The following is a 24844-nucleotide window of genomic DNA, read 5'->3' as shown; positions in this document are numbered from 1 at the left end:
CACCTCCATGGTAGTTCTTTTTGTAGTGTATGATGATGATTTTTAAAACATGCGTATTCATGTGCACATTTCCGCTTGTTCATACATAGAATAAACTATGTAAGTAAATGCAAATAAAAAGAGGGAGGAATGCATATGGGAATGCCGACGATCACCCCGGGAAACCGTACACAGGAACAGGTGATGACGGATCTTATCGAATCCATTGCGATGCAGGAACGAGCTCTTTCGCACATCGTAAATGCCGAATCGGAAAAAATGCAGGCAATCATCAATATGGATACTGTGAGTACACAACAGCTTTTACAGCTGAATCAATCCGTTGAGCATATGATCAATGCCGCAGCACGTTTAGAAACCGTCTTACAGGCCAAATTAGAGCTAAGCAACCAGGAATGTAACATTAACGAAGAAGAAGAGGTGGATAGCTAGTGGCAACAGTTTCAGGAAGAGTCATCTTTGATCGTGATCGCAGTCTCAGTGTTAATACTGGAGACAGTGGTATAGCCAATATCCCTATCGTTTTACAAAATGTTGCGACAGGGGCAAGACTAACCGTCTTAACAGATGCCAATGGAAATTATAGCTTTATCAATGTGCCAAATGGCAGTTATCGTATCGTCGAGTCTTATGGAACAAATGGTGGGGTAACATCACCTGCCGATTTTACCAATGCCAGTGTAGGGAGTATTCCAACAGGTGCGAATCCACCGATAAGTGCCGTACTCAATCCGCCTACTGGAGCGACCAACATTGATTCTTTAACGCCGGATACTCTTTTCATTACGGTGAATCAAGCAGATATCGGAAATCAGAATTTCTTCAATGGTCCGGTTATTTATACACCAATTGAAGCAATTCTAGATCAATGTGCCATTATTTCCGGGGAAAACTTAATTCAAGCTGCAGATGAAGGAACTTTTGGGACTTTCCCAGCGGGTACGCCTGCGAATACAGGTGCTCCAACAGAGCCATATCCCGGGGTGTCACCTGATTTCACCTATGTATTGCCAAATCCTGAAACCTTTACACCGCTAGATGGGGAATATACCGTACAAAATATTATGAATAATTCAAGGAGTGCAGAAATCGGCGCTTGGTGGAGAATTGCGGATCATACCTCTGGCAATGAAACTGGACGAATGATGATCGTAAATGGGTTTAATCCGGGGGCTATTTTCTTTCGCGAAACCGTAAATGTCACACCAAATACGAATTATCTTTTTAGTTCTTGGATCTTAAATCTGTTTCGTGTTACGGGATATCCTAATCCAGAATTAGGTGTGGAAATACTTGATCAAAATGGTGCTGTCCTATATAGTGCTACCCTTGGCGCTTTAATTCCGGTAAATACAAATGCACCGGAGTGGAAGGAAATCGGCAGTGTGATCAATTCCCAAAACAATACGACGTTAACTGTCGAATTTCTCAGTGAAGGGCCTGAAGTTATCGGTAATGACTATGCTATAGATGATATTGCTTTGCATGAAATACTCATTCGTGAATTTATTCCGGTAAAAACCGCTAGCACCTCGACCGTATATTTACAAGAGACTTTTGAATATACGGTAACATTAGAAAATACTTGTGATAATCCCTTAACTGATGTCTTCTTCCAAGATCTGATTCCACAAGGGCTCAGCTTTGTGCCTGGCAGTGTCATTGTGAATGGTATTTCGCAACCTACGTTGCAGCCGAATACAGGCTTTGCTTTACCGAATGTGGCTCCTCATAGCAGTGTAGTAGTGACCTTTACGGTACGTGCAGATGCCATACCTGCAACAAATCCTACCTTAAATCATGCCGATATGCGATATTCTTATACACCGGTAGAAGGTGGAATTCCACAGGAATTTGAAGTAACTTCCAATGAAGTAGCGGTAACGGTTGTGGGAACGTTAGCAGATGTATCCATTACAAAACGCGTTTCACCAACGAATGCCCAGCCCAATGAACCACTCACCTATACGCTAACCATTGCGAATGCAGGCCCATCGATCGCAGAGGATGTGGTGGTGAGTGATGAATTGGCTGCAGGTCTTAACAATGCACAAGTTTCGTTGGATGGCGGTAATAGTTTTCAGCCATGGGGTGGAAGTTTATCTTTAGGAAATCTAAATGTGAATGAGACAAGAACACTTCTGTTACGGGCAACAGTTGCGAATGATGTAACTGCACCACTAACCAACACGGCACGCGTAAGTGCCCAGACACCGGATCCCAATCTTGAAAATAATACAGCAACGATCACGACACCGATTGCAACACCACGCTGTCAGGCTTGGATTGATATTATGGATTCCATTGCCTTACAGGAAGCCGCATTAGCAAATCTCATCCAGGCAGAAGGCAGTAAGATGCAGAAAATTATACAGATGGAAGATGCTACTGCCTCACAACTTTTCCGCCTAAATTGTCGCATCACTTCTCTCATGGATGCCATTACCCGTTATGAACTGCTGTTGCAAATGAAATTGCAGACGGCTTCTGATGAATTGGCGGATTGTAATCTTTCTTCATAATGTCATCCTTTTATAACCATATGGAATGAATAGATTAAACACTTGTTTTTTCAAATAGCATCAAAAGGAAGGATACTGCTTTGGTATTCTTCCTTTTATGATGCGTATCAGAAACAGCAAATGTCCTGTGTATTACTTTTTTATGGTTTTATCATGGTAGAGAGGAATGTCATGATTGTTATTACATAGACTGCATGATGGTTGTATGTAAGAAACTTGATTGACTATTTGCTGCTTTAATAAATTACATAATGTTTTTTTATAGGTTTAGAAAGATATTTGGACTATTTGCATACTGGAATTCATTATCGAATGGTTTTATACATAAGTTGCATCGATATGCTTGTGTACTGGATGTACGCGGCTTGAATAATGATATTTATAATGTAAAGTTTATCAGTTTTTAGAATGATAAACCTCGTTTTATGATAATAAAGAAAATGCTATGATAAAACAATACAGAAATAAATGGATTTGGAAGAGGTGGATGGTTTAACTTCCAGTTTATACCAAACTTTGGCATCTGCTTCAACATCTGTTTTCTGTTTTTCCTTTTTAAGTGGAAAAAGGATACCTATTATATTCTTTGGTATTTTTATATACTAACATCGAAGGAGGTACCAATGGAAAATTATAACAAACGATGGATTGCGATTCTGTATTATTTTCTTGATCATAAAGATATTGCCAATGGCGATAAGATTGCCTTGAGCGTTGGTGTATCCAGCCGAACGATCCGCAATGATATTAAAGAACTTAACACTCTGCTTGTTCAATATGATGCAGAAATCGTATCAGAAATAGGCATCGGCTATTTTCTTAAAATCAATGATAACCAAAAGTTTCAAAACTTCCTAGAAGAAATAAAAGCTGCGGAACGCTTTCGTCCATTAAAAAACATTGTACCTTCCAATGCGGATGAACGTATCTGGTACATTACATCACAGCTGTTGATTCATTCTTTGAAGGAAAAAGATCTGCTTACCACAGACATGTTGGAAGAACAGCTTTTTATCAGTGATTCTACCTTGCATAAAGATTTACAGATAATCAAAACAATCTTAAAGGAATATGGATTAAAGATTAGTAATACGAAACAGGATGGTTTACATATCGTTGGAGATGAAGCCAAGATACGCTTTTGCATTTCACAATATGTCTTTAATGCAAAGAGCAATGTCATTCAATATTCCCAAGCTTTTTATGAGGATATCTTTGATCATCGCGATATTGAAATTATTAAAAATATTTTAACCAATGCCATCATTCAATATGATTTAAAGTTAACAGATATTGCTTTTAAAAATTTAAATATCCATACATTGATTATGCTGAAACGCAGTAAGGGAAAACAGCATGTCATGTACAACCATGAGGATATACAGATGCTGAAAAGTTCAAAGGAATATCAATGTGCTTATGCGATCATCACAAACATCAGTAAAGAATTAGGTATCTCCCTAATGAATGAAATTTTCTATCTGAGCCAGCATCTCATCGCCAGTCAGAAGTTCTTTATTGAGAATGTCGATGATGATTATCAGTATAAGGATATCGTCATTCATATTCTGGAAGAAATTAAAGAAACCATGCACATTGATTTGGCAGATGATTTACAGCTGATTAATGGATTGGCAATGCATTTGAATACGGCGATGCAAAGAGTTCATTTTGATATGAATATTCGCAATGAATTCATCGATATTTTGAAAAATTCTTATCCGTTAGCATTTGAGCTCGCCACTATCGCAGGCAGAACGATTGAAAAAAGTTATGCATTGTTACTAAGAGAAGCAGAAATCGGCTTTCTGACCATTCATTTTGGGGCATCTTTAGAGCGCAAAGGATTTCATAACGATGCACAACCTCAGCAATCTCATCCACGCATCAAAGTGGCTCTTGTCTGTATTGCCGGTGTTGCGATGGCGTTGCTGCTTAAGGAAAAATTAATCCGTAAATTTGGTGATGTATTGGAAATTGTCAGAACCAGTCCTGCACAACAGGTAGATGAAGCCTTATTAAATGCCGTTGATCTCATTTTGACGACGGTTGATCTAAGCAATCTGCACAGCAATAAAATCATTAAGATCGGTTTATTTCCGGATGAAGATGATTTTAAGATGATCTCACAAGTCATTCAAAAGGATAGCGAGGCGGAAGCAATCGATTATACGACCATCTTTAGAAAAGAACTATTCTTTACCAAACAGCAACTGCATGACAAGTATGAAGTCATTGAGTTTATGGCAAATGCCATGATGAAGAAGGGGTATATCGATGAAGCAGTAAAAGCTTCCATATTTAAGCGGGAAGAGATCTCCACAACGGAAATGGGGGGATTGATTGCTATACCACATGCCATGCTGAATGATATTGAACGCTTTGCGGTATCCATCATGGTCTTAAAGAAACCAATTCTTTGGGATAAGCAGAAGGTACAAGTAATCTTTCTGTTGAATATTCCAAAAAAGAAGTATCAGATATGGGAGCGTGTATTTAAAACGTTATATCACAATCTTATCTTAAACGCCGGTGTGAATAAACTGATTAAGCATCAAAACTATGAACAGTTTATTGCGGATATGCAGTTGAATGTTGACACAGATGGGTGAATAAAAACATAACAGGGAAAGAAACGGGGTGTTAGATTTGCGTTTATTGAATAAAGAAAGAGTAGCATTGCAGGTCAGGGTTAAGGATTGGAAGGAGGCAGTTAGAGTTAGTGGCCAGTTGCTGGTTGATGTAGGATCGATAGAATCCTGTTATATTGATGCCATTATCGAAAATATGCAGGAATATGGACCTTATTTTGTATTAGCACCAGGTGTTGCCATGCCCCATGCAAGCTGTTCTTCCGGTGTCCATCAGGTAGATATCAGTGTGGTGACGCTAGCCAATGAAGTGGCATTTATGGATTCTTTAAATAATCCGGTCAAGCTGGTTATCTGTCTGGCAGCGACAGATAATAATTCGCATATTGAATTATTAAAAAAGGTTTCGCAAATATTGTCAGATGAGACATGTGTACAAAGGGTAAAACATGCCAAGACGGTAGAAGAAGTACTGACGATATTTAATTCATGACAAGGAAAGAAGGATGAAGAATGAAAATAGCATGTGTTTGTGCCATGGGATTAGGCAGCAGTCTTATTCTGAGAATGACGGTGGAAACCGCATTAAAACAATTACATATGAAAGATGTCGAGGTTGAGGTGGTAGATACCTCGACTGCCAGAGGATCACAGGCCGACATTATCGTATCTTCGCACAGTTTCTGTGAACAGCTGAGTGATATGGGAGTAGCCATGATTGAAGTTGTCAATTATACGGATGCGAATTATATCAAGGAACAGCTGCAAAAGATATTGTCTGCACAATAAAAAAAAGCAACGTATATGCATATACATTCGTAATCATGGGGGGAGTGTTGTAACTCGTATAAGAGTATAAAACAAATGGTATCATCAAAATAGTAAGATGATGATTGCATTATCTTCAACAAAACAATTACCATTGTGCGTAGTTGTTTTCAGATAAGTCAAAAACCCGAAAATAAGGGATGAGGAGGATTTGTATGGACTTAATGATGAATATTCTGACTTCGCTGATTTCACAAGCGGCGGTTTTGGTAGCATTAATGAGCTTTATCGGTTTGATTGCGCAAAAAGCACCATTTGAACGTGTCATGACCGGTACACTTAAAACATTTCTGGGCTTTCTGGTAATGTCACAGGGTGGCACGATTATTACTGGTATGTTAAATCCATTAAATGAAATTATGATGGAAGCCTTTCACATTCAAGGGGTCATTCCTGTCAATGAGGCAATCAGCGCGATTGCGGCAGAACAATTTGGTACCCAAATGGCATTAATCGCCTTCTTCGGTTTGATCTTGAATATGATATTAGCTCGCATTACTCGCTTTAAATATATTTTCTTAAGTGGACATCATACGATTTTCATGGGTGCATTGACTTCCGTTATGTTGAGCGCCTTAGGATTAGAGCCGGTTGTTGTTGTCGTAATCGGTACCATTATCGTCGGTGTCTTAAGTGTCATAACGCCAGCCATTTCTATGCCATTTATGCGTAAGGTTACCGGGGGAGATACGATTGCTATGGGACATTGGGCAACAACCAGCTATGTCGTAGCAGGATTTGCAGGTAAACTTCTCGGTGGGGACCCTGAAACAACTTCAACAGAAAAACTAGAGTTCCCAAAATGGATGAGTTTCTTCCGTGAACCTGTCTTGTTAATGGGCATTGGTGTATTCTTAGTAACGGTTATCTCTTGTATTTTTGCCGGCGCCCCATTTGTAGCGAAGTATGCCGGGGATACCAACATGGTCGTTTGGGCCTTTATTCAAGGCTTCACCTTCAGTGCCGGGGTTACGGTTATTCTTACCGGTGTGCGTATGATCTTAGCGGAACTTGTTCCGGCTTTCAAAGGGATTGCCGAAAAAATTGTTCCGGATGCTATTCCTGCTTTGGACTGTCCAACCGTCTTTACCTTTGCACCAAATGCGGTCTTAGTTGGTTTCTTCGCTTATACAATTGGTCAGCTGATTGCTTTCTTTATCTTCTTGCAATTGGGCATGACCGTCATTGTTCCTACTTTATTACATAGCTTCTTTATGGGTGGTACAGCAGCTGTATTCGGTAATGCGACTGGTGGAAAACGCGGAGCTTTCTTTGGTGCCTTAATTGCCGGTATCTTGAATAACATTCTTTGTTCTATGCTCTTCCCGGTTTTCGGATCTTTGGGATTCTCAGGTACAACCTTCGCAGATACAGACTTCTCCATCATCGGCTTATTGATTTACTCAATTGGTAAAATGTTTGGATTAGCATAACCATAGTGTAAGGAAAGGATAAGATTATGGAAAAAACAATATTTGCAACCAATTTTGAACGATTAAAAGAAAGTGTGAATACAGCAGGAAGAGAATATTATGAACCAGCAGAACAATGTGCACGTCTGACAGCTGAGGCTTTCTTGCAAGGGAATAAGCTATTACTATGTGGAAATGGCGGCAGTGCTTCTACAGCATCTCATATTACCAACGATTTTATAGGACATATGAAAAACTGGGAGCGTGATGGATATCCGGCAATTGCATTAACCGCTGATATTTCCGTGCTAACGGCATTATCAAATGATTTTGGTTATGATCAAGTATTTGCGAAACAGGTAGTTGCTTTAGGAAAACCAAAGGATGTGTTATGGGCTTTTAGTGGCAGCGGTAATTCACAAAATATTCTGCTTGCTGTCAATAAAGCAAAAGAGAAACAGATGAAAACAGTCGTTTTTACGGGTAAAAACGGTGGGAAATTAAAGGAGCTAGCTGATGTATGGATTCCTGTGAACACAGATGAATTAATGCTTGCTGAGGCTTTGCATCTGTTTTATATACACAGCATTGCCGAAACGATCGAACAGATCATTTCTCCCTTATAAAATAACGATGGCGCTTGTTATTGTAAGGGGTAAAACAAGCGCCAATTCATACGAGGGGAAAAGGAAGGAGCATTATGTATAAAACGTTAAAAGAAGTAACACAGACAGCAACACAGTTAAATATGACCATTGGTGCTTTTAATACACATAATCTGGAAATGATGCCGGAGATGATCCGCGCAGCGAAAGAATTAGGCGTTCCCATTATCATTCAAACAAGCATTGCTACGGCAAAATATATCGGATATAAAGTGATGGTGACGGTAGCGAAAGAAATGGCCGAAGATGAAATGGTAGATGTATGTTTGCATCTGGATCATGCCAAGGATTTTGATGAAATTAAAGCGGCGATTGATGCAGGCTTCTCCAGTGTGATGTTTGATGGTTCTACACTGCCATTTAAAGAAAATATTGCGAAAACGAAAATGGTCGTTGCGTATGCCCATGCCCATGGTGCATCTGTAGAAGGTGAACTTGGAACCATTGGCGGTACAGAAGAGGGCATTTGTGTCAGTGAGGATGATAAAAAGTATACACGGCCACAAGATGCAGCCATCTTTGTTAAGGAAACAAATGTTGATGCTTTGGCGATAGCCATCGGTACCAATCATGGGCAATATCAATCAAAAACAGAAGTGAATATACCTTTATTGAAGAAGATTCATGCGGCAGTCGATATTCCGCTTGTTCTTCATGGGGGAACCGGTGTGAAAGAAGAAGATTATCAGGAATTGATTGATAATGGAATCCGTAAGTTTAATGTCGGAACTGAATTGCTTGTGAATTGGACACGTGTTGCTAAGGAAAAATTTCAAGAAACGGAAGTAAACAAATCTTTGCGTCATAACATCATACCAGCAAACATGGCAGTCAAGGAAATAGTGAAGCATAAGGCGGCATTATTCATGAATCTATATCGTCCATTGCAAAGCAAATGATATGAAAAAGTATTTGATTTTGATTGCCGGCTGTCCGGCAACAGGGAAAAGCTATCTTATTCGGGAAATAAAAACCATGCTTCCTACGGTATTTACGATTACACCGGACGAAGGTAAGGAAATGCTGGCTGATGCGATAGGGTTTCATTCAAAGGAAGAAAAAAAAGCTTTAGAAAAAAGAGTATGGCGATTTTATTATCGTGTCTTAGATACGTATATGGAAGCTGGCAAACAAATAATCGTAAGTGAATATCCATTCAGTGATAAACAAAAACCATGCTTACAGGCCTTGAGTGAATTATATGGTTATCAAGTAATCACAATACGGTTAATCGCTGATTTTGAAATATTATGGCAGCGACGAAGAGACCGCGATTTGTATTCTGATATTCATTTGTGTCATATCATGACGCATTATCAATATCAGGATACATTACAGGATCATCGTTTGGCTGATGATCTGATCACCAAAGAAGCGTTTAAAGCCATAATCGAAGAACGTCAGTACAATGCTTTTGCGCTAGGTGAACTGCACGAATTTGATGTCAGCGATTTTACGAAAGTTGATTATCAACCATTCCTAACCGCATTAAAACGACGTATAGAAGAAAATGATAAGGAGGCAGGAGCATGAAAAAAAGTCGAATCAAAGATCTTGTTACAGGAAATATAGCAGAAAAACTATATCAAATAGCACATTCTAAGCAGTATCCTACGTTAATATGCTTGTTGGCTTATGCATTTTATTATGTGGATCTATTCCTGTTTTATATCTTTGCGCCCTTTGCCCTTGGTGGTTTTAGCTATTTGTTTTATGAAAGAAAAAACTATATCATGGCGGTGTTTGCCTTCTTCTTGTTTCTATGTACATGCCTTTTTGTATATCAAAAGCTTACAAATAGGATACAACAAAAGACGATGAAGGCGCAAAGGTGAAAACAAAACTACGCTTTGCCTTAAAAACAGTTGCCGATTACTATTCTCATGTGCGCTATGTTGTGTTATAGGTTGTTTCAATAAGGGATAGGATAAGGGTATGGATAAAACATAGCAGTATATAATTATCTGTGCTATCCTATAACCAACATAATTTCTTTAGGGTTTACATACAATGAAGATGGTACGGTTGACATTGTTGTATAGTATTGACGGATATCCATGAGAATTGTCATGAATTTCTTAATTTTTCGTGAAGCCGCTTGCTTTTTTCTTTTAGAAAAAGGTAAACTGTGAAGCAGAAAACCATCAAGATGGCGAATTGCTGATGAAGGAGGTGGCATTCATGAAGAAACAAGGATTGACGGTTGTCATATCGCATGCGGATAGTACATTGGGACAGCGCATGACACGCATTCTGGCAAGACATGGTGCCGAAATGATCTTATTGTATCAGAAGTTTGATCCTGCCTTACGATTAGCTGAAAAGGTTTATGCTTGTGGCAGTGATTGTGTAATGATATCCTTGGATAATGAGCCTTATTATGAATTATGCAAAACAATGGATGCATTACGTACAGATGATATTGCACGACAATTTATTTATATTCATTGATAAACAGTGTTTCCGTTACCAAATCATGAAGAGATCAGACGACATTACCTATGGTTTTCTGATCTTTTTTCATTTTAGCAGAAAGGGAAAATTCATTAAAATAGTAATCTTTTTGTAAAGATAACTTAACGAGAAAAGATTAAATTTCTTATGAAAGAATCAAATATGAATGATTCGGGATGGGGTGTCTGACAGGCTGGTAGTAGAAGCAAAAACATGTTGAAAGGTGTCACATGATGTTTAACGCAAACAAACATCCTTTCTATGATAAAAAAACATATGTAATATCTTGACGGCACAAAAAGAACATGATAAAGTGTAGACAGTTATATGACTGACGGAAGTGGAATTGACCACATGGAGTATAATGGTAAAGCAGGGCCGACCGTCTGGGCGAAAGAGTCCAGGATGTGTATAGGCTCTTTTTCTTATTTTTGGGATAGCAACAAAAGCGATAAAAGCCTATCGTTTCAATTGCAAATCCACGTAAAAATCCGTATAATGAAACGGTAATAAGGAGGTATGTGAAATGAGCATCGAACGCAAAGAATGGGAAGGCTTTGAAGGACGTATCTGGAAAGAAGAAGTCAATGTCAGAGATTTCATCCAGAACAACTATAAACCTTATGATGGTGATGAGTCTTTCTTAGCAGAACCAACCGAAGCTACAAACAAGCTATGGGGCGAATTACAGAAATTACAAAAAGAAGAACGTGCCAAAGGCGGCGTTCTGGATATGGAAACAGAGATTGTTTCTTCCTTGACATCCTATGGCCCAGGATATATATCAAACGAATTAAAAGATTTAGAAAAGGTTGTCGGTTTGCAGACAGATAAACCTTTGAAACGTGCCTTTATGCCTTATGGCGGAATCAAGATGAGTGAAGAGGCATGTACGACTTATGGCTATGAGCCAAGTGAAAAATTACATGAGATCTTCCATGAATATCATAAGACACACAACGATGCTGTCTTTGATTGCTATACACCAGAGATGCGTTTGGCACGTCGTAATAAGATTGTAACCGGCTTACCAGATACTTATGGACGTGGTCGTATCGTCGGTGATTATCGTCGTGTGGCATTGTATGGTATTGATTATCTGATTGCCATGAAACAAAAGGATAAAGCAAACTGTGGCTGTGGAACCATGAGCGATGATATTATTCGTCAGCGTGAAGAATTGGCAGAACAGATCAAAGCTTTAAAGGGCATGAAAGAAATGGCCGCAAGCTATGGCTATGATATCAGTGGTCCTGCAACAAATGCCAAAGAAGCTGTACAGTGGCTGTATTTTGGATATCTAGCTGCCATTAAAACACAAAATGGAGCTGCGATGAGCGTTGGTCGTGTATCTACTTTCTTAGATATTTATATTGAACGTGATATGGCCAAAGGTATCTTAACAGAAACAGAAGCACAGGAATTAATCGATCATATGACAATGAAATTCCGTATGGTAAAATTTGCGCGTATTCCTAGCTACAATCAGCTGTTCTCCGGTGACCCAGTATGGGCTACCTTAGATTTAGCCGGTTTGGGTATGGATGGCCGTCACATGGTCACAAAATCTGATTTTCGTTTCTTACATACCTTGGAAAACATGGGACCTGCACCGGAACCAAACTTAACTGTTTTATATTCCAGCAAGCTGCCACAAAGCTTCAAGGATTATTCTGCAAAGATTTCCATTGATACAAGCTCTGTGCAGTATGAAAATGATGATGTTATGCGTCCGGTTTGGGGCGATGACTATGCTGTATGCTGCTGTGTATCTGCTACGCAGACAGGTAAGGAAATGCAGTTCTTTGGTGCGCGTGCAAACTTAGCAAAATGTTTGCTGTACGCAATCAATGGTGGTGTTGATGAAAAGACAAAAACACAGGTAGGGCCAGAATATCGCGGTATTACCAGTGAATACTTAGATTATGATGAAGTTATGCATAAATATGACAATATGATGGAATGGCTGGCAGATCTTTATGTCAACATCCTGAATCTGATTCAGTATATGCATGATAAATATTACTATGAAGCAAGCCAAATGGCATTGATCGATACCGATGTACGTCGTACCTTTGCGACAGGTATCGCCGGTTTCTCACATGTTGTAGACTCTTTAAGTGCTATCAAATATGCGAAAGTTAAAACGATTCGTGATGAAGACGGCTTGGTTGTGGATTATGAAATCGAAGGGGATTTCCCTCGTTATGGTAATGATGATGAGCGTGCAGATGAAATCGCTGTATGGTTGTTAAAGACGTTTATGGAAAAAATCGAAAAACGTCACACATATCGTAATTCAGAACCAACAACTTCTATCCTGACAATTACTTCAAATGTCGTATATGGTAAAGCAACCGGTGCATTACCGGATGGAAGAAAAGCCGGAGAACCATTATCTCCAGGTGCTAACCCTGCTTATGGTGCAGAACAGAATGGCTTATTGGCATCTTTAAACTCTGTGGCAAAACTGCCATATGAATATGCATTGGATGGTATCAGTAATACCCAGACAATCAACCCAAATGCCTTAGGTCATGATGAAAAAGAACGTATCGACAATCTGGTAAATGTCTTAGATGGCTACTTTGATCAGGGAGCACATCATCTGAATGTGAATGTGTTCGGTATTGAAAAATTAAAGGATGCTATGGAACACCCAGAAAAAGAAGAATACGCTAACTTTACGATTCGTGTATCCGGATATGCCGTGAAGTTTATCGACTTAACACGTGAACAGCAGCTGGATGTAATCTCCAGAACTTGCCACGATCATTTATAAAAAAGAAGGAGGTCTGTTTTAAGTCGTTTGACTGCAGACCTTTCTTTATGGAGGATATGCATATGGAAAATGGAAAAGGCGCCATTCACTCAATTGAAACCTTTGGTTCAGTAGATGGGCCAGGAGTACGTTATGTAATCTTTTTGCAGGGATGTCGCATGCGTTGCCAGTTTTGTCATAACGCAGATACCTGGAAAATCAAGGAAGGCAGTGAAACCGCAGAAGAAGTCTTGCGGAAAGCTTTGCGCTATAAACCTTACTGGAAGCATTCAGGTGGGGTTACAGTGAGTGGAGGAGAACCGCTGTTACAGATTGATTTCTTATTGGAACTTTTTAAGTTAGCGAAACAAAAAGGCGTACATACCGTAATTGATACCTGCGGCAATCCTTTTACCAGAGAAGAACCTTTCTTTTCTAAGTTTCAAGAACTGATGCAGTATACGGATCTTTTATTGCTGGATATCAAGCATATCAATCAAGCGAAACATCAGCAGTTAACCGGCTGGGGCAACGATAATATCTTAGATATGGCACGTTATCTTTCAAGCATCGATAAACCGGTTTGGATTCGTCATGTCTTAGTCCCACAGCGCAGTGATGATGAAGAAGATCTGAAATGTTTGGATGCATTTGTGAAGACATTGCATAATGTCAAACGTTTTGAGGTATTGCCATATCATACACTCGGTGCTTACAAATGGAAAGAGCTTGGCATGGAGTACCCTTTAGAGGGCATTGAACCTCCAGATAAGGAAACGATAGAGCGAGCAAATGCATTGCTGCATACCGCAGATTATCAAGACTATAAAAACATGTAACCAGATACAAAAGAGATAGCCATTCTTACAGGAGAATATTTTCTATAAGATGGCTATTTCTTTATTTTTATATTGTTTATGTTAACAACATTTTATTACTTTTTTATGTACTTGAAGAAGATAATGTTAGGATGATACCATTGAAAATATAATCGAAAGTATACAGATAGCAAAAAGTAAGCTAAAATGAAATCACATGTAAAGTTAAGGAAGTGGATATCATGGATGAGATCATCATTGAGCATGCCAATCAAGGGAATCTAAAGGATGTTTCTTTACGTCTTCCTAAGAATAAATTAATTGCTGTTACCGGAGTTTCCGGTTCTGGGAAATCAACATTAGTCATCGATGTTTTATTCAACGAGTGTCAACGACAATATTTAGAAGCTTTAGGTATGCAAGGCATACAAAAACCAGGTGTGGAAAGGATTCAACATGCATGTGCTGCTGTATGTGTTAATGCTCAAAGCGGTAATCGCAATCCGCGCTCTAGTGTGGGAACAGCGACAAATCTATACACGGATCTGCGTATGTTGTATGAAAAATTAGGTGTTCGAGAATGTCCAAATTGTCATCAGCTTTATAAAAACAGCGTCTGTGCAGAAGAAACGATACGCATAGAGGATGAATATATGACATATCAATATTGTCCTCATTGTCATGAGAAAGTACAAAAATTGATGCATACAGACTTTTCCTTTAATACCAGAGAAGGCGCCTGTAAGGATTGTGAGGGCATGGGCAGTGTCTGGGAAATCGATCTTGTACAGGTGTTGCATGCTGATCTAAGCTTATCACAGGGTGCAGTGACTTTTTGGAAGCATCGCTATCAAGCGTATATGATAAGTCAATATGCAAATGCATTGGCATATTATGGTATTAAACAAGATTTAAAAGCAGCAGTAGCGCAATATGAAGAAGCGGCATATCGTTTACTTGTATATGGCAGTGGGGATGAAAAATTTTTATCGTATGTTAAGGATGAAACAAACAGGGAAACAACAGCTATACATTTTGAAGGAGTATTCCCTTATTTATGGAGAAAATTAAAAGAGCATGAAGGAGTACCAACCAGTCTTGAGGCTTGTTATAAACGTTCTGTGTGTCCAAGCTGTCAGGGGGAACGTTTAAAGGAAGCATCCAGAGCAATTACGGTTCTTGACAAACGTTTACCGGATATTGTAAATCTGACATTGGAAGAAATAGCTTATTGGCTGCAAGCTGTACGAGCATCACTAACACAAAATGAACATGCGCTTTGTGATGTTTATCTTTTGGATATGGAAACAAAGCTTCGACGTATACAAAAATTAGGCTTAAGTTATTTAACGTTGAATCGCAGTATGATAAGTCTATCCAATGGCGAAGCACAGCATTTACACTTAGCATCGCTGTTAGATGCAACCATGTCTGGTTTATTATATATTTTAGATGAACCAACGATCGGGCTGCATCCGAAAGATACCGATGGCATCGTAGAGATTTTAAAGGATATGCGTGATTTAGGGAATACCGTACTTGTGATTGAACATGATGCAGGTGTTTTACAACAAGTGGATTATCTTGTTGATATCGGTCCTAAAGCAGGGATTCACGGTGGGCAAATTGTGGCGCATGGAAGTTTTGCGGAAGTATTGAAATGTAAGAATAGTGCTACTGCCTATGCCATGCAACATCTTACCAGGAAAGTACATGCATATCGAAAACCATCATCATATATCCAAATCACAAATGCCTGCCGACATAATCTGCAACATGTGGATGTGCAATTGCCAATACATTTGCTCTGTGGAATATGCGGTGTTTCTGGATCTGGAAAATCTACGCTTGTATTTGATGTATTGGCAAAAGGGAACAAGCAAACAGAAGTAAATCGTGTAGAAGGTTTAGCGCAGTTTGATCAAACGATTTGTATCGACCAACAACCACCGATACGTATGAAACGCAGCAATATTGCTACATTCACCAATCTTGCCAACCCTTTACGCAAGGTGTATGCCAAAACTAAGCAAGCAAAAGCATTGGGATTCACAGATGCTTATTTTTCCTTTAATTCAAAAAAAGGACGTTGTGAGCATTGTGAAGGCATGGGAACGATAAAAAGCCATATGTTGTTTTTTCAAGATCAGGAGGTTATTTGTCCGCAATGTCATGGCAAACAGTTTCAGGAACAAGTATTACGCGTAACCTATCATGGATATTCGATTCATGAGGTTTTACAGCTCAGTGTAGAAGAGGCGATAACTGTTTTTAAAGAGGAAAAAGAAATACAGAAAATCTTGCGACTGTTAGAGCACATCGGGCTAGGGTATGTAAAGCTGAATCAATCTTTAACCACGTTATCCCAAGGAGAAGCGCAACGTTTGAAGCTGGCAAGAGAGCTTTTGCAAACCAAAGGAAAACATAATCTATATCTTTTAGATGAGCCAACCGTAGGTCTGCATATGCAGGATGTGGAAAACTTTATTAAGTTATTGCAGGAGCTGGTAGAAGAAGGACACAGCATTCTGGTGATTGAGCATAATGAGCAGCTATTAGCAGCTTGTGATTATCTTATTGAGTTAGGACCTCAAGGCGGCGTTCATGGCGGACAGTTGATTGCTCAAGGAAGTCCATTAGCACTCTTACATCAAAACGAAAGTGTCATTGCACCATATTTAAGAAGGTTTATAAAGGATTAGGAAGACCAATGTCTGCGCCTTATCACTTTCTTGATGAAGTGTAGGATTTGAATGAAAGAACTCAGTTAAGAAAAATACGATACTTTACGTTGATAAGATAGGATATACGCGCAATGTATGCGATATGTTACATAATGTTTGTTATGGTTGCTAGGAAAACAAAACGATTTATGATAGAGTATACGAGACATGAGGAGGTTAAGTTATGTTTCATGAAAACTTAAAGACTTTACGTATAGAAAAAGGGATGTCCCAGCAATTTTTGGCAGATCAGCTACATGTGACAAGACAAACAATTTCAAAATGGGAAAGAGGGTTATCTGTACCTGATGCAGATATGTTGATTGCACTAAGTGAGATGTTTGAGGTATCGGTAAGTACGTTATTGAACCGATCTATTAATGAAGAAGATACATTAGAGAATACGTTATTGGCAGAGAAGCTTGAACAATTAAATTTACAGCTTGCTCAGCGGAATCAACGCAGTCGTAAAGTGTGGAAAGTTATTCGCTTTATCGCTATCGCATGTTTGGTGTTTGGTATTTTATGTATCTTACTGAACGCGGTTGCTATGAAAAGTTATCAAGCTGTGGAAGCATCGGTGGTAGAGATAACAGAAAGTTGATTGTATGTGATAAGCAAATACGATACTTTATAAAAAGATGAGTAGGATAATGGAAGCTGATCTTTCAAATTAATTTTTGATAAAACACTGAAATCATGAGGATCCATCATTCTATAGATCCTCTTTTTACATAGGATTTCATGATGATCTGTGGTATTCTAAAAGTATGGTATAGGATAGGATCATGTGGAAAATATCAATGAAAAAAAGCAAGGAGGATATTTTATGAAACCATGCACAGCGGAAGTTGAAAAAATTATGGCAGAACGTTTTGGACAAGATACGGTAATTGCATTAGCAACCGTTGAAAACGAACTGCCTTATGTAAGATATGTAAATGCTTATTATGAAAAAGGCGCATTTTATATAATAACTCATGCCCTTTCAAATAAAATGCGACAGATGCAGCATCATACGATGGTTGCGATAGCTGGAGAATGGTTTAATGCGCATGGAAAGGCTGTGAATTTAGGCTATTTTCGAAAGAAGGAAAATCAGCAACTTGCGGAAAAATTGAAAAATGTATTTGCCGAATGGATTGACAATGGGCATAATGATTTTGAGGATGAGAATACGATTATTTTATGTGTGAAGTTAACAGATGGGGTGCTATTTTCCCATGGGAAAAGATATGTATTATGACAAGTAGAAACATCTTATAAGATGAAGTAGAATAAAAGAAGGTAAAGTTTTGCCTTATGTATTTCCTTGGAAATAAAGAAGAGATGAGGAGGCGGTTATGGATGAAAGCTTTGGAAGATATGACATTAGAAGAGCTATGGCATTTGTTCCCGATTGCGTTACAACCCTACCAAAAGGTATGGCTAACATGGTATGAACAAGAAAAAAGCTTAATAACACAATGCCTTCCTATGGAACATGTGGTACGTATTGCCCATATAGGTTCTACCTCATTTGGCTCAATTCAGGCAAAGGCGATCATTGATATCCTGGTGGAAATAGCACCCTGGGAAAAACGTATGGAAATTGCAGCAATCTTAAAGAAGCTGGGCTATTTGTGTATGTCAGAAGATGCCTCACGTATTTCATTTAATAAGGGATATACGCCAGAAGGTTTTGCGGAAAAAGTGTTTCATTTGCACCTACGTCAGCGCAATGATCATGATGAATTGTACTTCCGTGATTATATGAAGGAGCATGAAGAGCACGCTCAAGCGTATGAACAATTGAAGATGAAATTAGCGCTTGCTTATCCATATCATCGTGATGCTTATACCGAAGGGAAAACGGCTTTTGTGAAGCATATAACGGCAATAGCACGTACAGCTTATGGAAATCGTTATGAAACAAAAGCATATGCCATCTCTTTGCATGAACAAACCAAAGAACATGTACGCATATTTTTTACATGCACGCAAGAGCAGGAAGTACGAAAACATATGTACCAATTGCCGACTTCTTTACAGGAAGCAATGGATATCTATGATGCACAGGATTCTCAAACATATCGCAAGACGATTTTTATAGCGAATGAATATATAGGTGATATTTGGTGTCATGATATGGCAGATGAAAAAGCTGTGTTAAGCTGTTGCATCTTTGCTAAAGCCTATTGGGGAAAAGGCATTGGGAAACATGCTGTGGCAATGTTTTTAGCTGATTGTAAAAAGCATTGTACTCTGTCCTTTATAAGCGCTTATCTTTATGCAGATAATCTTGGCTCTATGCAGATTCTGGAATTTAATGGGTTCTTACGTAAACAAACCTTTATAAAAGATGGGAAACCTTGCTACTACTATGAAAAAGCACTGCATGACATGGTATGATACATGCTCTATATACTCTTCAACATACTGTCATAACAGTTGCCTAATAGGAAAAGGATCAAAGATTTTAATATCTTACATAACATGAACACATTTGCTTTTTGGATAGAAAACATTGAATGTCATAAACGATATTGATTCTAGTTGACGCATTCTTGTGGGTAATGTAAACTATGTCGGTGGATGCGTTTTCTTGTTCGCACCAAGAAGCAAAAGAACATTTGATGGTTGATTTTGATTTTCAAACCGGTACCAGCAATAAAGCGCATAAAGGGTAAATACTGCCCTTCAGAATAAACACGAAAAATAGATGGATTCACGAATTTGCACTTTGATTGAGTGCTTTTTTATCGAGAGTAATTGCTATATCATCATGACAATTGAAATGTGGAGCATACTAGCATAGGTAGTAAAACATTAATAAAAACAAGTGATTTTAATATTAAGTTCGCTTTTGCACATTAGCGTGAAATTCTTAATCTTTTCTTTCACACTTTGAGCTTTTATAATGGCAATGTAAGCGATACCGATAGAAAGGAGGACCTGCTATGAGGCTTTGTCATATTATGAATGATTTACTTGAAGCAAAAGATTATTTGAGTCTGGATCATTTCATAAAAACGTATGAGGTTTCAAAAAGAACGATACAAAACGATCTATCGTATCTGATGCAGATGTCTTCACGGAAAGGGTATCAGCTGCATATGCGCCGCGGTAGGGGTTACCTATTAGAGGTGACCAATCGAGAGCTGTTAAATGATTTTATCAAATCCTTGGAAAGTGATCGGCTCATAGATACCAAAGATCGCAACAAAAGTATTGCTGTGTATCTAGCTATGCAAAGTGATTATGTTTCCATGGACAAGGTGGCTGAAACTTTCCAGATATCCAAAACAAGCGTTAAAAAGGAAATGCGGGAAGTAGAGGAGCTATTAGAAAGCTTTCATTTACAGCTAGAGAAAAAAAGCCATTACGGCATACGGCTGATTGGTGCTGCTCATGACTGCAAACAGATGTTGGCGGACTTCTTCTTTGAAAATAATCCATTCTTAGAAAATGCTATGCAAGATATCTTAAAGGATTTTGCTCAGGTGAATTCTTTACTGGTGAATCAGATTGAAAAAGAAGATTTAAACATCAATTACAATGAATTAAAGAATGTCATAGTCTGGCTGCAGATCACGGTCTTTTATGCTCGTATCCATGTGGAAAAACAAATGTTTATGACAAGCAAACCGGTGAATGCGATACAACGCATCGCCTGGAAGATGAAGGAAATGATGGAAGCCTGCTTCGATATTGCAATCAGTGCAGAAAGCTTGCAGGAAATGGAAGTCGTTCTCCGCTTGAATGTCAGGGCAAAACAGCCAACGGTTTCTTTCTCTGATCAGCTGCGTCAAGATGTTGATCTCTTCCTACTGGATATTGACAAATTGTACAACACGGCTTTCAGTGAAGATCAGGACTTTAAGGAATCCTTATTGACCCATGTATCTTTGTTGATTGAGCGTCTGCATCAAAAGATTTCCTATAAGAATACTTTAATTAAAGAAATCTGTATCCGTTATCCAATGATCTTCAACATTGCCATTCGCTTCAGCGATATGCTTAAGGAAAAGTACAATGTGGAGGTTACCCATGATGAAGCGGGTTTCATTGCCACTCATTTTGCGGCTCATATGGAACGCGAGCGAAAATCGCGGATATTGCGCTTTAATCGCATTGGCGTTGTCTGTTCCTCCGGTGGAGGCAGTGCATATCTAATCAAGCTGCAAATCGAATCGTTATTCTCACAAGCGGATGTGGAAACCTTTAGCTTCCTGCAAATGGATGAGCTGGAACGCTATCATCCCGATTTAATCTTTACCATTATGCCGCTGGATCGTGATTTTGCGGCACCTGTCATCTATATCAAAGAACTTCTGGATGATTTAGATCTCATGCGCATCCGACAGGTATTACAGTATGATAACTGTGATTCTCTATCCATCGCAGATGCGGATTCCTATTTGTATTCTATCTTTGATCGACACTTCTTTCAAATTCGCAAGAGTGATGACTACCTTGCCTTATTGCAGGAAATGGCACAGCAGATTGAAGAGAGTGGCTATGGCGGTGAGCATTACGCACAATATGTCATGGAACGCGAATCGTATATGAGTACCATTTATATGAATGGTGTCTGTATCCCACATCCGATTGAGATATGTGCAAACCGCAATTTGATTTCCGTATGCATATTGGAAGAGCCAATTTGCTATGAGGATAAACAAGCTTCCATCATCTTCATGGTTTCTCTTACAAAAGAGGATTATGAGGTGCATAAGGATATTACGAAAAAGTTATACCAGTTGATGAATGATGAAAAACGTTTACAATGGGTATTGCGCAATCGTACATTGGAAGAATTGTTGATCGTGATGAAAGAGTTGGATGGAGGAACGCTATGAAAGAAGACTTACTAAGACGTTTAAGCAATGCGGATGCAGTTGCATCAAAGGAAGATGAAGTACGTGAGATTCTTTATGAAGAGTTAATGGATGCTTGTGATGATATTTCTTATGATCATCTTGGCAGCATGCTGTTTCATGATAAGGGCAGTGAAAAAGATGGCGTAAAGCTGATGTTTGCGGCACATATGGATGAAGTTGGTTTTCTGGTTCGGCATATTTCGGATATTGGGTTTGTTTATTTGATTGCCTTAGGTGGTGTTTTGGATAAAAGCAAAGAGATGCAAAAAGTACGCATCACAACCGCAGAGGGAAAGAAAGTACAGGGTATCTTGAATGTTACGAAAAATGAACAGGGAGCTGTAAAAGAAATGTATGTCGATGTAGGCTGCGATACCAGAGAAGAAGTCGAAGCACTTGGTGTAGCCATCGGTGATATGGTGTGCTTTGCCAGTGACTGTGATATTTTAAATCGTGATGCGATCATCGCAGGAAAAGCAATGGATGATCGAAGTGGTTGTTATGTCATCGCAGAAGCACTCAAACAGTTACATGCATGCGGACATCGCTGTGATTTATATATGGCCGCAACCAGCAGTGAAGAAGTTGGCGTACGCGGTGGAAAGACGGCAACCTATCAAATAGATCCGGATATTGTATTTGCCATTGATGTTGCCAATAACCCGGAACTGGTAAAAAACTATACGAATCATCGGCAGATTGGAAAAGGCTGTATGATCGTCCATTATGATAAAACGATGGCACCGAATGCCAAACTATTGCAATTTGTGAAAGACACGGCAAACAAGCATGGGATTCCTTATCAATGCGATATGTTCAGCGGTGGAGGAACCGATGCAGGAAATGCTCATTTAACACGAAATGGTAAACTCGCAATCGTTATTGGTATTCCATTGCGCTATTGCCATGGTGCATGGTCATTGGTGCATCAAAAAGATTTGGAACATGCCATTGCACTCGTCAGGGAACTTGCATTGGCAATCGATAAAAAACGTTACGAAACATTCATCGATTTTCAAGGAGGTAAGAAGTATGAATGAAATGGAACAGCAGATCGTAGGAATGATATCTGCCGCTGGGGACAGCAAAGCAAAAGCATTTGAAGCTTTAAAGAAAGTGAAAGAAAGTAAGTATGACGAGGCTAGAGCGCTGTTACAGGAAGCAAGAGAGATTGACTTGGAAGCGCACAAGATCCAGACACAGCTGATTACAGCGGAAATGTCCGGAGGCGAAAACAAGCCGGAAGTTGGGTTATTAATGGTTCATGCACAGGACCATTACATGACATCTCAATTGGCAAGAGATCTGATTGAGGAAATGATAAACGTATTTGAAGCAAAGGAGGGAAAGTAAGATGAAGATCGTATTATGCTGCGCTGGTGGATTTTCCACAACCATGCTGATGGACAGTATGAAAAAGACGGTAAAAGACAGTGCTAAACTGAATGAAGCTGATTTTGAATTTAAAGCTATTCCAGTAGATTTACTGAATGCCGAAGTAGAAAACACGGATGTTCTGGTTGTTGGTCCACAGATTGCCCACAAGATTGATTACATCAAACCAATCATTGATCCATATAAGATTCCATATGTCATCGTTGACAAGGAAACCTATGGAAAAATGGATGGGGCAACCGTCATGAAAATGGCTTTGATCGCAAGAAAAAAAGCTGACATGAACAAATAATTTCCATCGGGGGAAATACACACACATAAGAAAGCGAGAGTGAACGTATGTTTGACAAATTTGAAGCATTTATGAACAAATACCTGACTCCAATCGCCAATAAGATGGATAAACAAAGACACTTAAGTGCCGTTAAAAAAGCGATGGTAGCAATGACACCATTGTTGATCATCGGTAGTTTCTGTTTGATTCCAGAAGCGATTCCAAACATGATTGGAGAAAACAATCCTATTTCACAGTGGATCTTAGCAAACCTTGACATTATCTATATTCCATACAATGTCGGTATGGCGTTGATGTCTTTATATGTAGCCGCTGTTATCTCTTATCATCTAGCTCAGTCTTATAAGCTGGATGTACCTGGTACCTTAAGCATGGGTGTCATTGCCTTCTTGATGATGGCCGTTGATTATACTGAAGATGGCGGTATCATGACAACTTACCTTGGCCCAAAAGGTTTGTTTGCGGCAATGTTTGCCTCTATTATCGCAGTAGAATTATACCGCTGGTGTAAAAAGAAAAACTTTACGATCAAGATGCCGGAATCAGTACCTGATTTCGTATCCAGATCTTTTGAAATGATTCCTATTTCTGTTATTGTAATTGGTTTCTTCCTGATCATCCGCGTGGTTTGTGTCAATGGTTTACACACTGTGCCACCAATGATCTTTACGAATCTGTTTGCCCCACTTGTTGGTTCTATGGATAACCCATTTGCTGTTACCTTCTTACAGATCTTACGTTGTTTACTGTTCTTCTTCGGTATCCATCCATCTGTATTAAGCCCTATTACAAGCCCAATTTCTACACAGTTCTTGGCTGAAAATATGGAAATGGTAAAAGCCGGTGGAAAAGCTATGCACTTCTTCACACCTGGTGTAGAATCTGCATTTGGTAACTTTACCGGTACCGGTGTAACCTTCGGTTTGGTATTCTGGTGCTTATTATCAAAATCAAAAGCGCAGAAACAGGTAGGCCGTGTTGCCTTGATTCCAGCATTGTTTGGTATCAATGAACCAATTCTATTTGGTGCACCTATCGTATTAAATCCAATCTTCTTTATTCCTTACGTAATCTGTGGTGGTATCATTGGTACGATTCCACACTGGATGATGCATTTTGGTTGGGTAAGCTGTTCTACCTTTACCCCTCCATACGTTGGTGTCTTCCTAGAAGGTTTCTTAACCAATGGCGATTACATGTCAATTGTGGCAAACGGTATTCAGTTGATTCTTTCAATTCTAATCTGGTATCCATTCTTCAAGTTATTTGAAAAACGTGAGCTTGAAAAAGAACATGAAAATGAAGAGAAGAAATCAGTCATCTCTGCAGAAGATGAAGCATTATTAAATGATTTAGATTTGGACTTCTAATTACGTAAAAAGCGAAAATCTTACGAGCAAAGGCAAGCATTTCGCTTGCCTTACGTATTTTAAAGAGATAAAAAAGGTTAAGTAGAATAAAATTATAGGCAGGAGGAAAACTACCAAGTTGTATTGGTACCACCTAGCATCCTAGAAA

Annotated in this window: 22 protein-coding genes and 1 riboswitch; all 22 genes read left to right on the top strand. The window is 39.0% G+C overall.

What is annotated here, in order from left to right; translation table 11 throughout:
- Window positions 1-135: 135 nt before the first annotated feature.
- On the top strand, window positions 136-432 hold the full coding sequence (locus tag EDD61_RS04925; RefSeq protein ID WP_008689543.1) for an alpha-helical endospore appendage domain-containing protein: 297 nt from the start codon (window positions 136-138) through the stop codon (window positions 430-432).
- Window positions 432-2522, top strand: a complete 2091-nt coding sequence (locus EDD61_RS04920; RefSeq protein ID WP_119957553.1) for a DUF11 domain-containing protein — start codon at window positions 432-434, stop codon at window positions 2520-2522. The genes EDD61_RS04925 and EDD61_RS04920 overlap by 1 nt, the downstream gene beginning before the upstream one ends.
- Window positions 2523-3145: 623 nt before the next feature.
- Window positions 3146-5134 (top strand): BglG family transcription antiterminator, encoded by a 1989-nt coding sequence (locus tag EDD61_RS04915; RefSeq protein ID WP_132224342.1) that lies wholly within the window; start codon window positions 3146-3148, stop codon window positions 5132-5134.
- A 28-nt stretch (window positions 5135-5162) separates the two neighbouring features.
- Entirely contained in the window at window positions 5163-5606 is a 444-nt protein-coding gene (locus tag EDD61_RS04910; protein ID WP_243642688.1) for a PTS sugar transporter subunit IIA, read from the top strand.
- A 20-nt stretch (window positions 5607-5626) separates the two neighbouring features.
- Complete coding sequence (locus tag EDD61_RS04905) at window positions 5627-5902, top strand: PTS sugar transporter subunit IIB (RefSeq protein WP_008689536.1); 276 nt, start codon at window positions 5627-5629, stop codon at window positions 5900-5902.
- 194 nt (window positions 5903-6096) lie between these two features.
- Complete coding sequence (locus EDD61_RS04900) at window positions 6097-7374, top strand: PTS ascorbate transporter subunit IIC (RefSeq protein ID WP_008689534.1); 1278 nt, start codon at window positions 6097-6099, stop codon at window positions 7372-7374.
- Between the two features lie 26 nt (window positions 7375-7400).
- On the top strand, window positions 7401-7979 hold the full coding sequence (locus EDD61_RS04895; protein WP_008689532.1) for a D-sedoheptulose-7-phosphate isomerase: 579 nt from the start codon (window positions 7401-7403) through the stop codon (window positions 7977-7979).
- A gap of 74 nt (window positions 7980-8053) precedes the next feature.
- On the top strand, window positions 8054-8917 hold the full coding sequence (locus EDD61_RS04890) for a class II fructose-bisphosphate aldolase (protein ID WP_132224340.1): 864 nt from the start codon (window positions 8054-8056) through the stop codon (window positions 8915-8917).
- A gap of 1 nt (window position 8918) precedes the next feature.
- Window positions 8919-9551 (top strand): zeta toxin family protein, encoded by a 633-nt coding sequence (locus EDD61_RS04885; RefSeq protein ID WP_008978695.1) that lies wholly within the window; start codon window positions 8919-8921, stop codon window positions 9549-9551.
- Window positions 9548-9853, top strand: coding sequence for a hypothetical protein (locus tag EDD61_RS04880; protein WP_119957556.1), 306 nt, complete (start codon window positions 9548-9550; stop codon window positions 9851-9853). The genes EDD61_RS04885 and EDD61_RS04880 overlap by 4 nt, the downstream gene beginning before the upstream one ends.
- A 346-nt stretch (window positions 9854-10199) precedes the next feature.
- Window positions 10200-10469: a short-chain dehydrogenase gene (locus EDD61_RS04875; protein WP_008689523.1), complete on the top strand. Its 270-nt coding sequence runs from the start codon at window positions 10200-10202 to the stop codon at window positions 10467-10469.
- 320 nt (window positions 10470-10789) lie between these two features.
- Window positions 10790-10871: riboswitch (ZMP/ZTP riboswitch) on the top strand.
- A 127-nt stretch (window positions 10872-10998) separates the two neighbouring features.
- Window positions 10999-13254, top strand: coding sequence for a formate C-acetyltransferase (pflB, locus tag EDD61_RS04870; protein WP_119957557.1), 2256 nt, complete (start codon window positions 10999-11001; stop codon window positions 13252-13254).
- Between the two features lie 62 nt (window positions 13255-13316).
- Window positions 13317-14072: a pyruvate formate-lyase-activating protein gene (gene pflA, locus EDD61_RS04865; RefSeq protein ID WP_132224338.1), complete on the top strand. Its 756-nt coding sequence runs from the start codon at window positions 13317-13319 to the stop codon at window positions 14070-14072.
- 221 nt (window positions 14073-14293) lie between these two features.
- The gene (locus EDD61_RS04860; RefSeq protein ID WP_132224336.1) at window positions 14294-16753 is read left to right on the top strand and encodes an ATP-binding cassette domain-containing protein; all 2460 of its coding nucleotides are present in this window, start codon (window positions 14294-14296) and stop codon (window positions 16751-16753) included.
- 205 nt (window positions 16754-16958) lie between these two features.
- On the top strand, window positions 16959-17378 hold the full coding sequence (locus EDD61_RS04855; RefSeq protein ID WP_008689516.1) for a helix-turn-helix domain-containing protein: 420 nt from the start codon (window positions 16959-16961) through the stop codon (window positions 17376-17378).
- A 225-nt stretch (window positions 17379-17603) separates the two neighbouring features.
- Window positions 17604-18020: a pyridoxamine 5'-phosphate oxidase family protein gene (locus EDD61_RS04850; RefSeq protein WP_132224334.1), complete on the top strand. Its 417-nt coding sequence runs from the start codon at window positions 17604-17606 to the stop codon at window positions 18018-18020.
- A gap of 101 nt (window positions 18021-18121) precedes the next feature.
- Complete coding sequence (locus EDD61_RS04845) at window positions 18122-19165, top strand: bifunctional GrpB family protein/GNAT family N-acetyltransferase (protein WP_132224332.1); 1044 nt, start codon at window positions 18122-18124, stop codon at window positions 19163-19165.
- Between the two features lie 548 nt (window positions 19166-19713).
- The gene (locus EDD61_RS04840) at window positions 19714-21615 is read left to right on the top strand and encodes a BglG family transcription antiterminator (RefSeq protein WP_132224330.1); all 1902 of its coding nucleotides are present in this window, start codon (window positions 19714-19716) and stop codon (window positions 21613-21615) included.
- Window positions 21612-22676 carry an aminopeptidase gene (gene ypdE, locus EDD61_RS04835; RefSeq protein ID WP_132224328.1) on the top strand — a complete coding sequence of 355 codons (1065 nt, stop codon included), beginning with the start codon at window positions 21612-21614 and terminating at the stop codon, window positions 22674-22676. The genes EDD61_RS04840 and ypdE overlap by 4 nt, the downstream gene beginning before the upstream one ends.
- A complete protein-coding gene (locus tag EDD61_RS04830) occupies window positions 22669-22989 on the top strand; it encodes a PTS lactose/cellobiose transporter subunit IIA (protein ID WP_008689470.1) in 321 nt (106 codons plus the stop codon). The genes ypdE and EDD61_RS04830 overlap by 8 nt, the downstream gene beginning before the upstream one ends.
- Before the next feature lies 1 nt (window position 22990).
- Window positions 22991-23323 (top strand): PTS sugar transporter subunit IIB, encoded by a 333-nt coding sequence (locus EDD61_RS04825; protein ID WP_008689469.1) that lies wholly within the window; start codon window positions 22991-22993, stop codon window positions 23321-23323.
- Window positions 23324-23370: 47 nt separating this feature from the next.
- The gene (locus tag EDD61_RS04820) at window positions 23371-24696 is read left to right on the top strand and encodes a PTS sugar transporter subunit IIC (RefSeq protein ID WP_119983461.1); all 1326 of its coding nucleotides are present in this window, start codon (window positions 23371-23373) and stop codon (window positions 24694-24696) included.
- Window positions 24697-24844: the final 148 nt, after the last annotated feature.

It is taken from the genome of Longicatena caecimuris (assembly GCF_004341945.1).
Classification (GTDB): Bacteria; Bacillota_I; Bacilli_A; order Erysipelotrichales; family Erysipelotrichaceae; genus Longicatena; species Longicatena caecimuris.
Note: the sequence above shows the minus strand (reverse complement) of the source record. Positions and strands in the feature narration are given on the sequence as shown.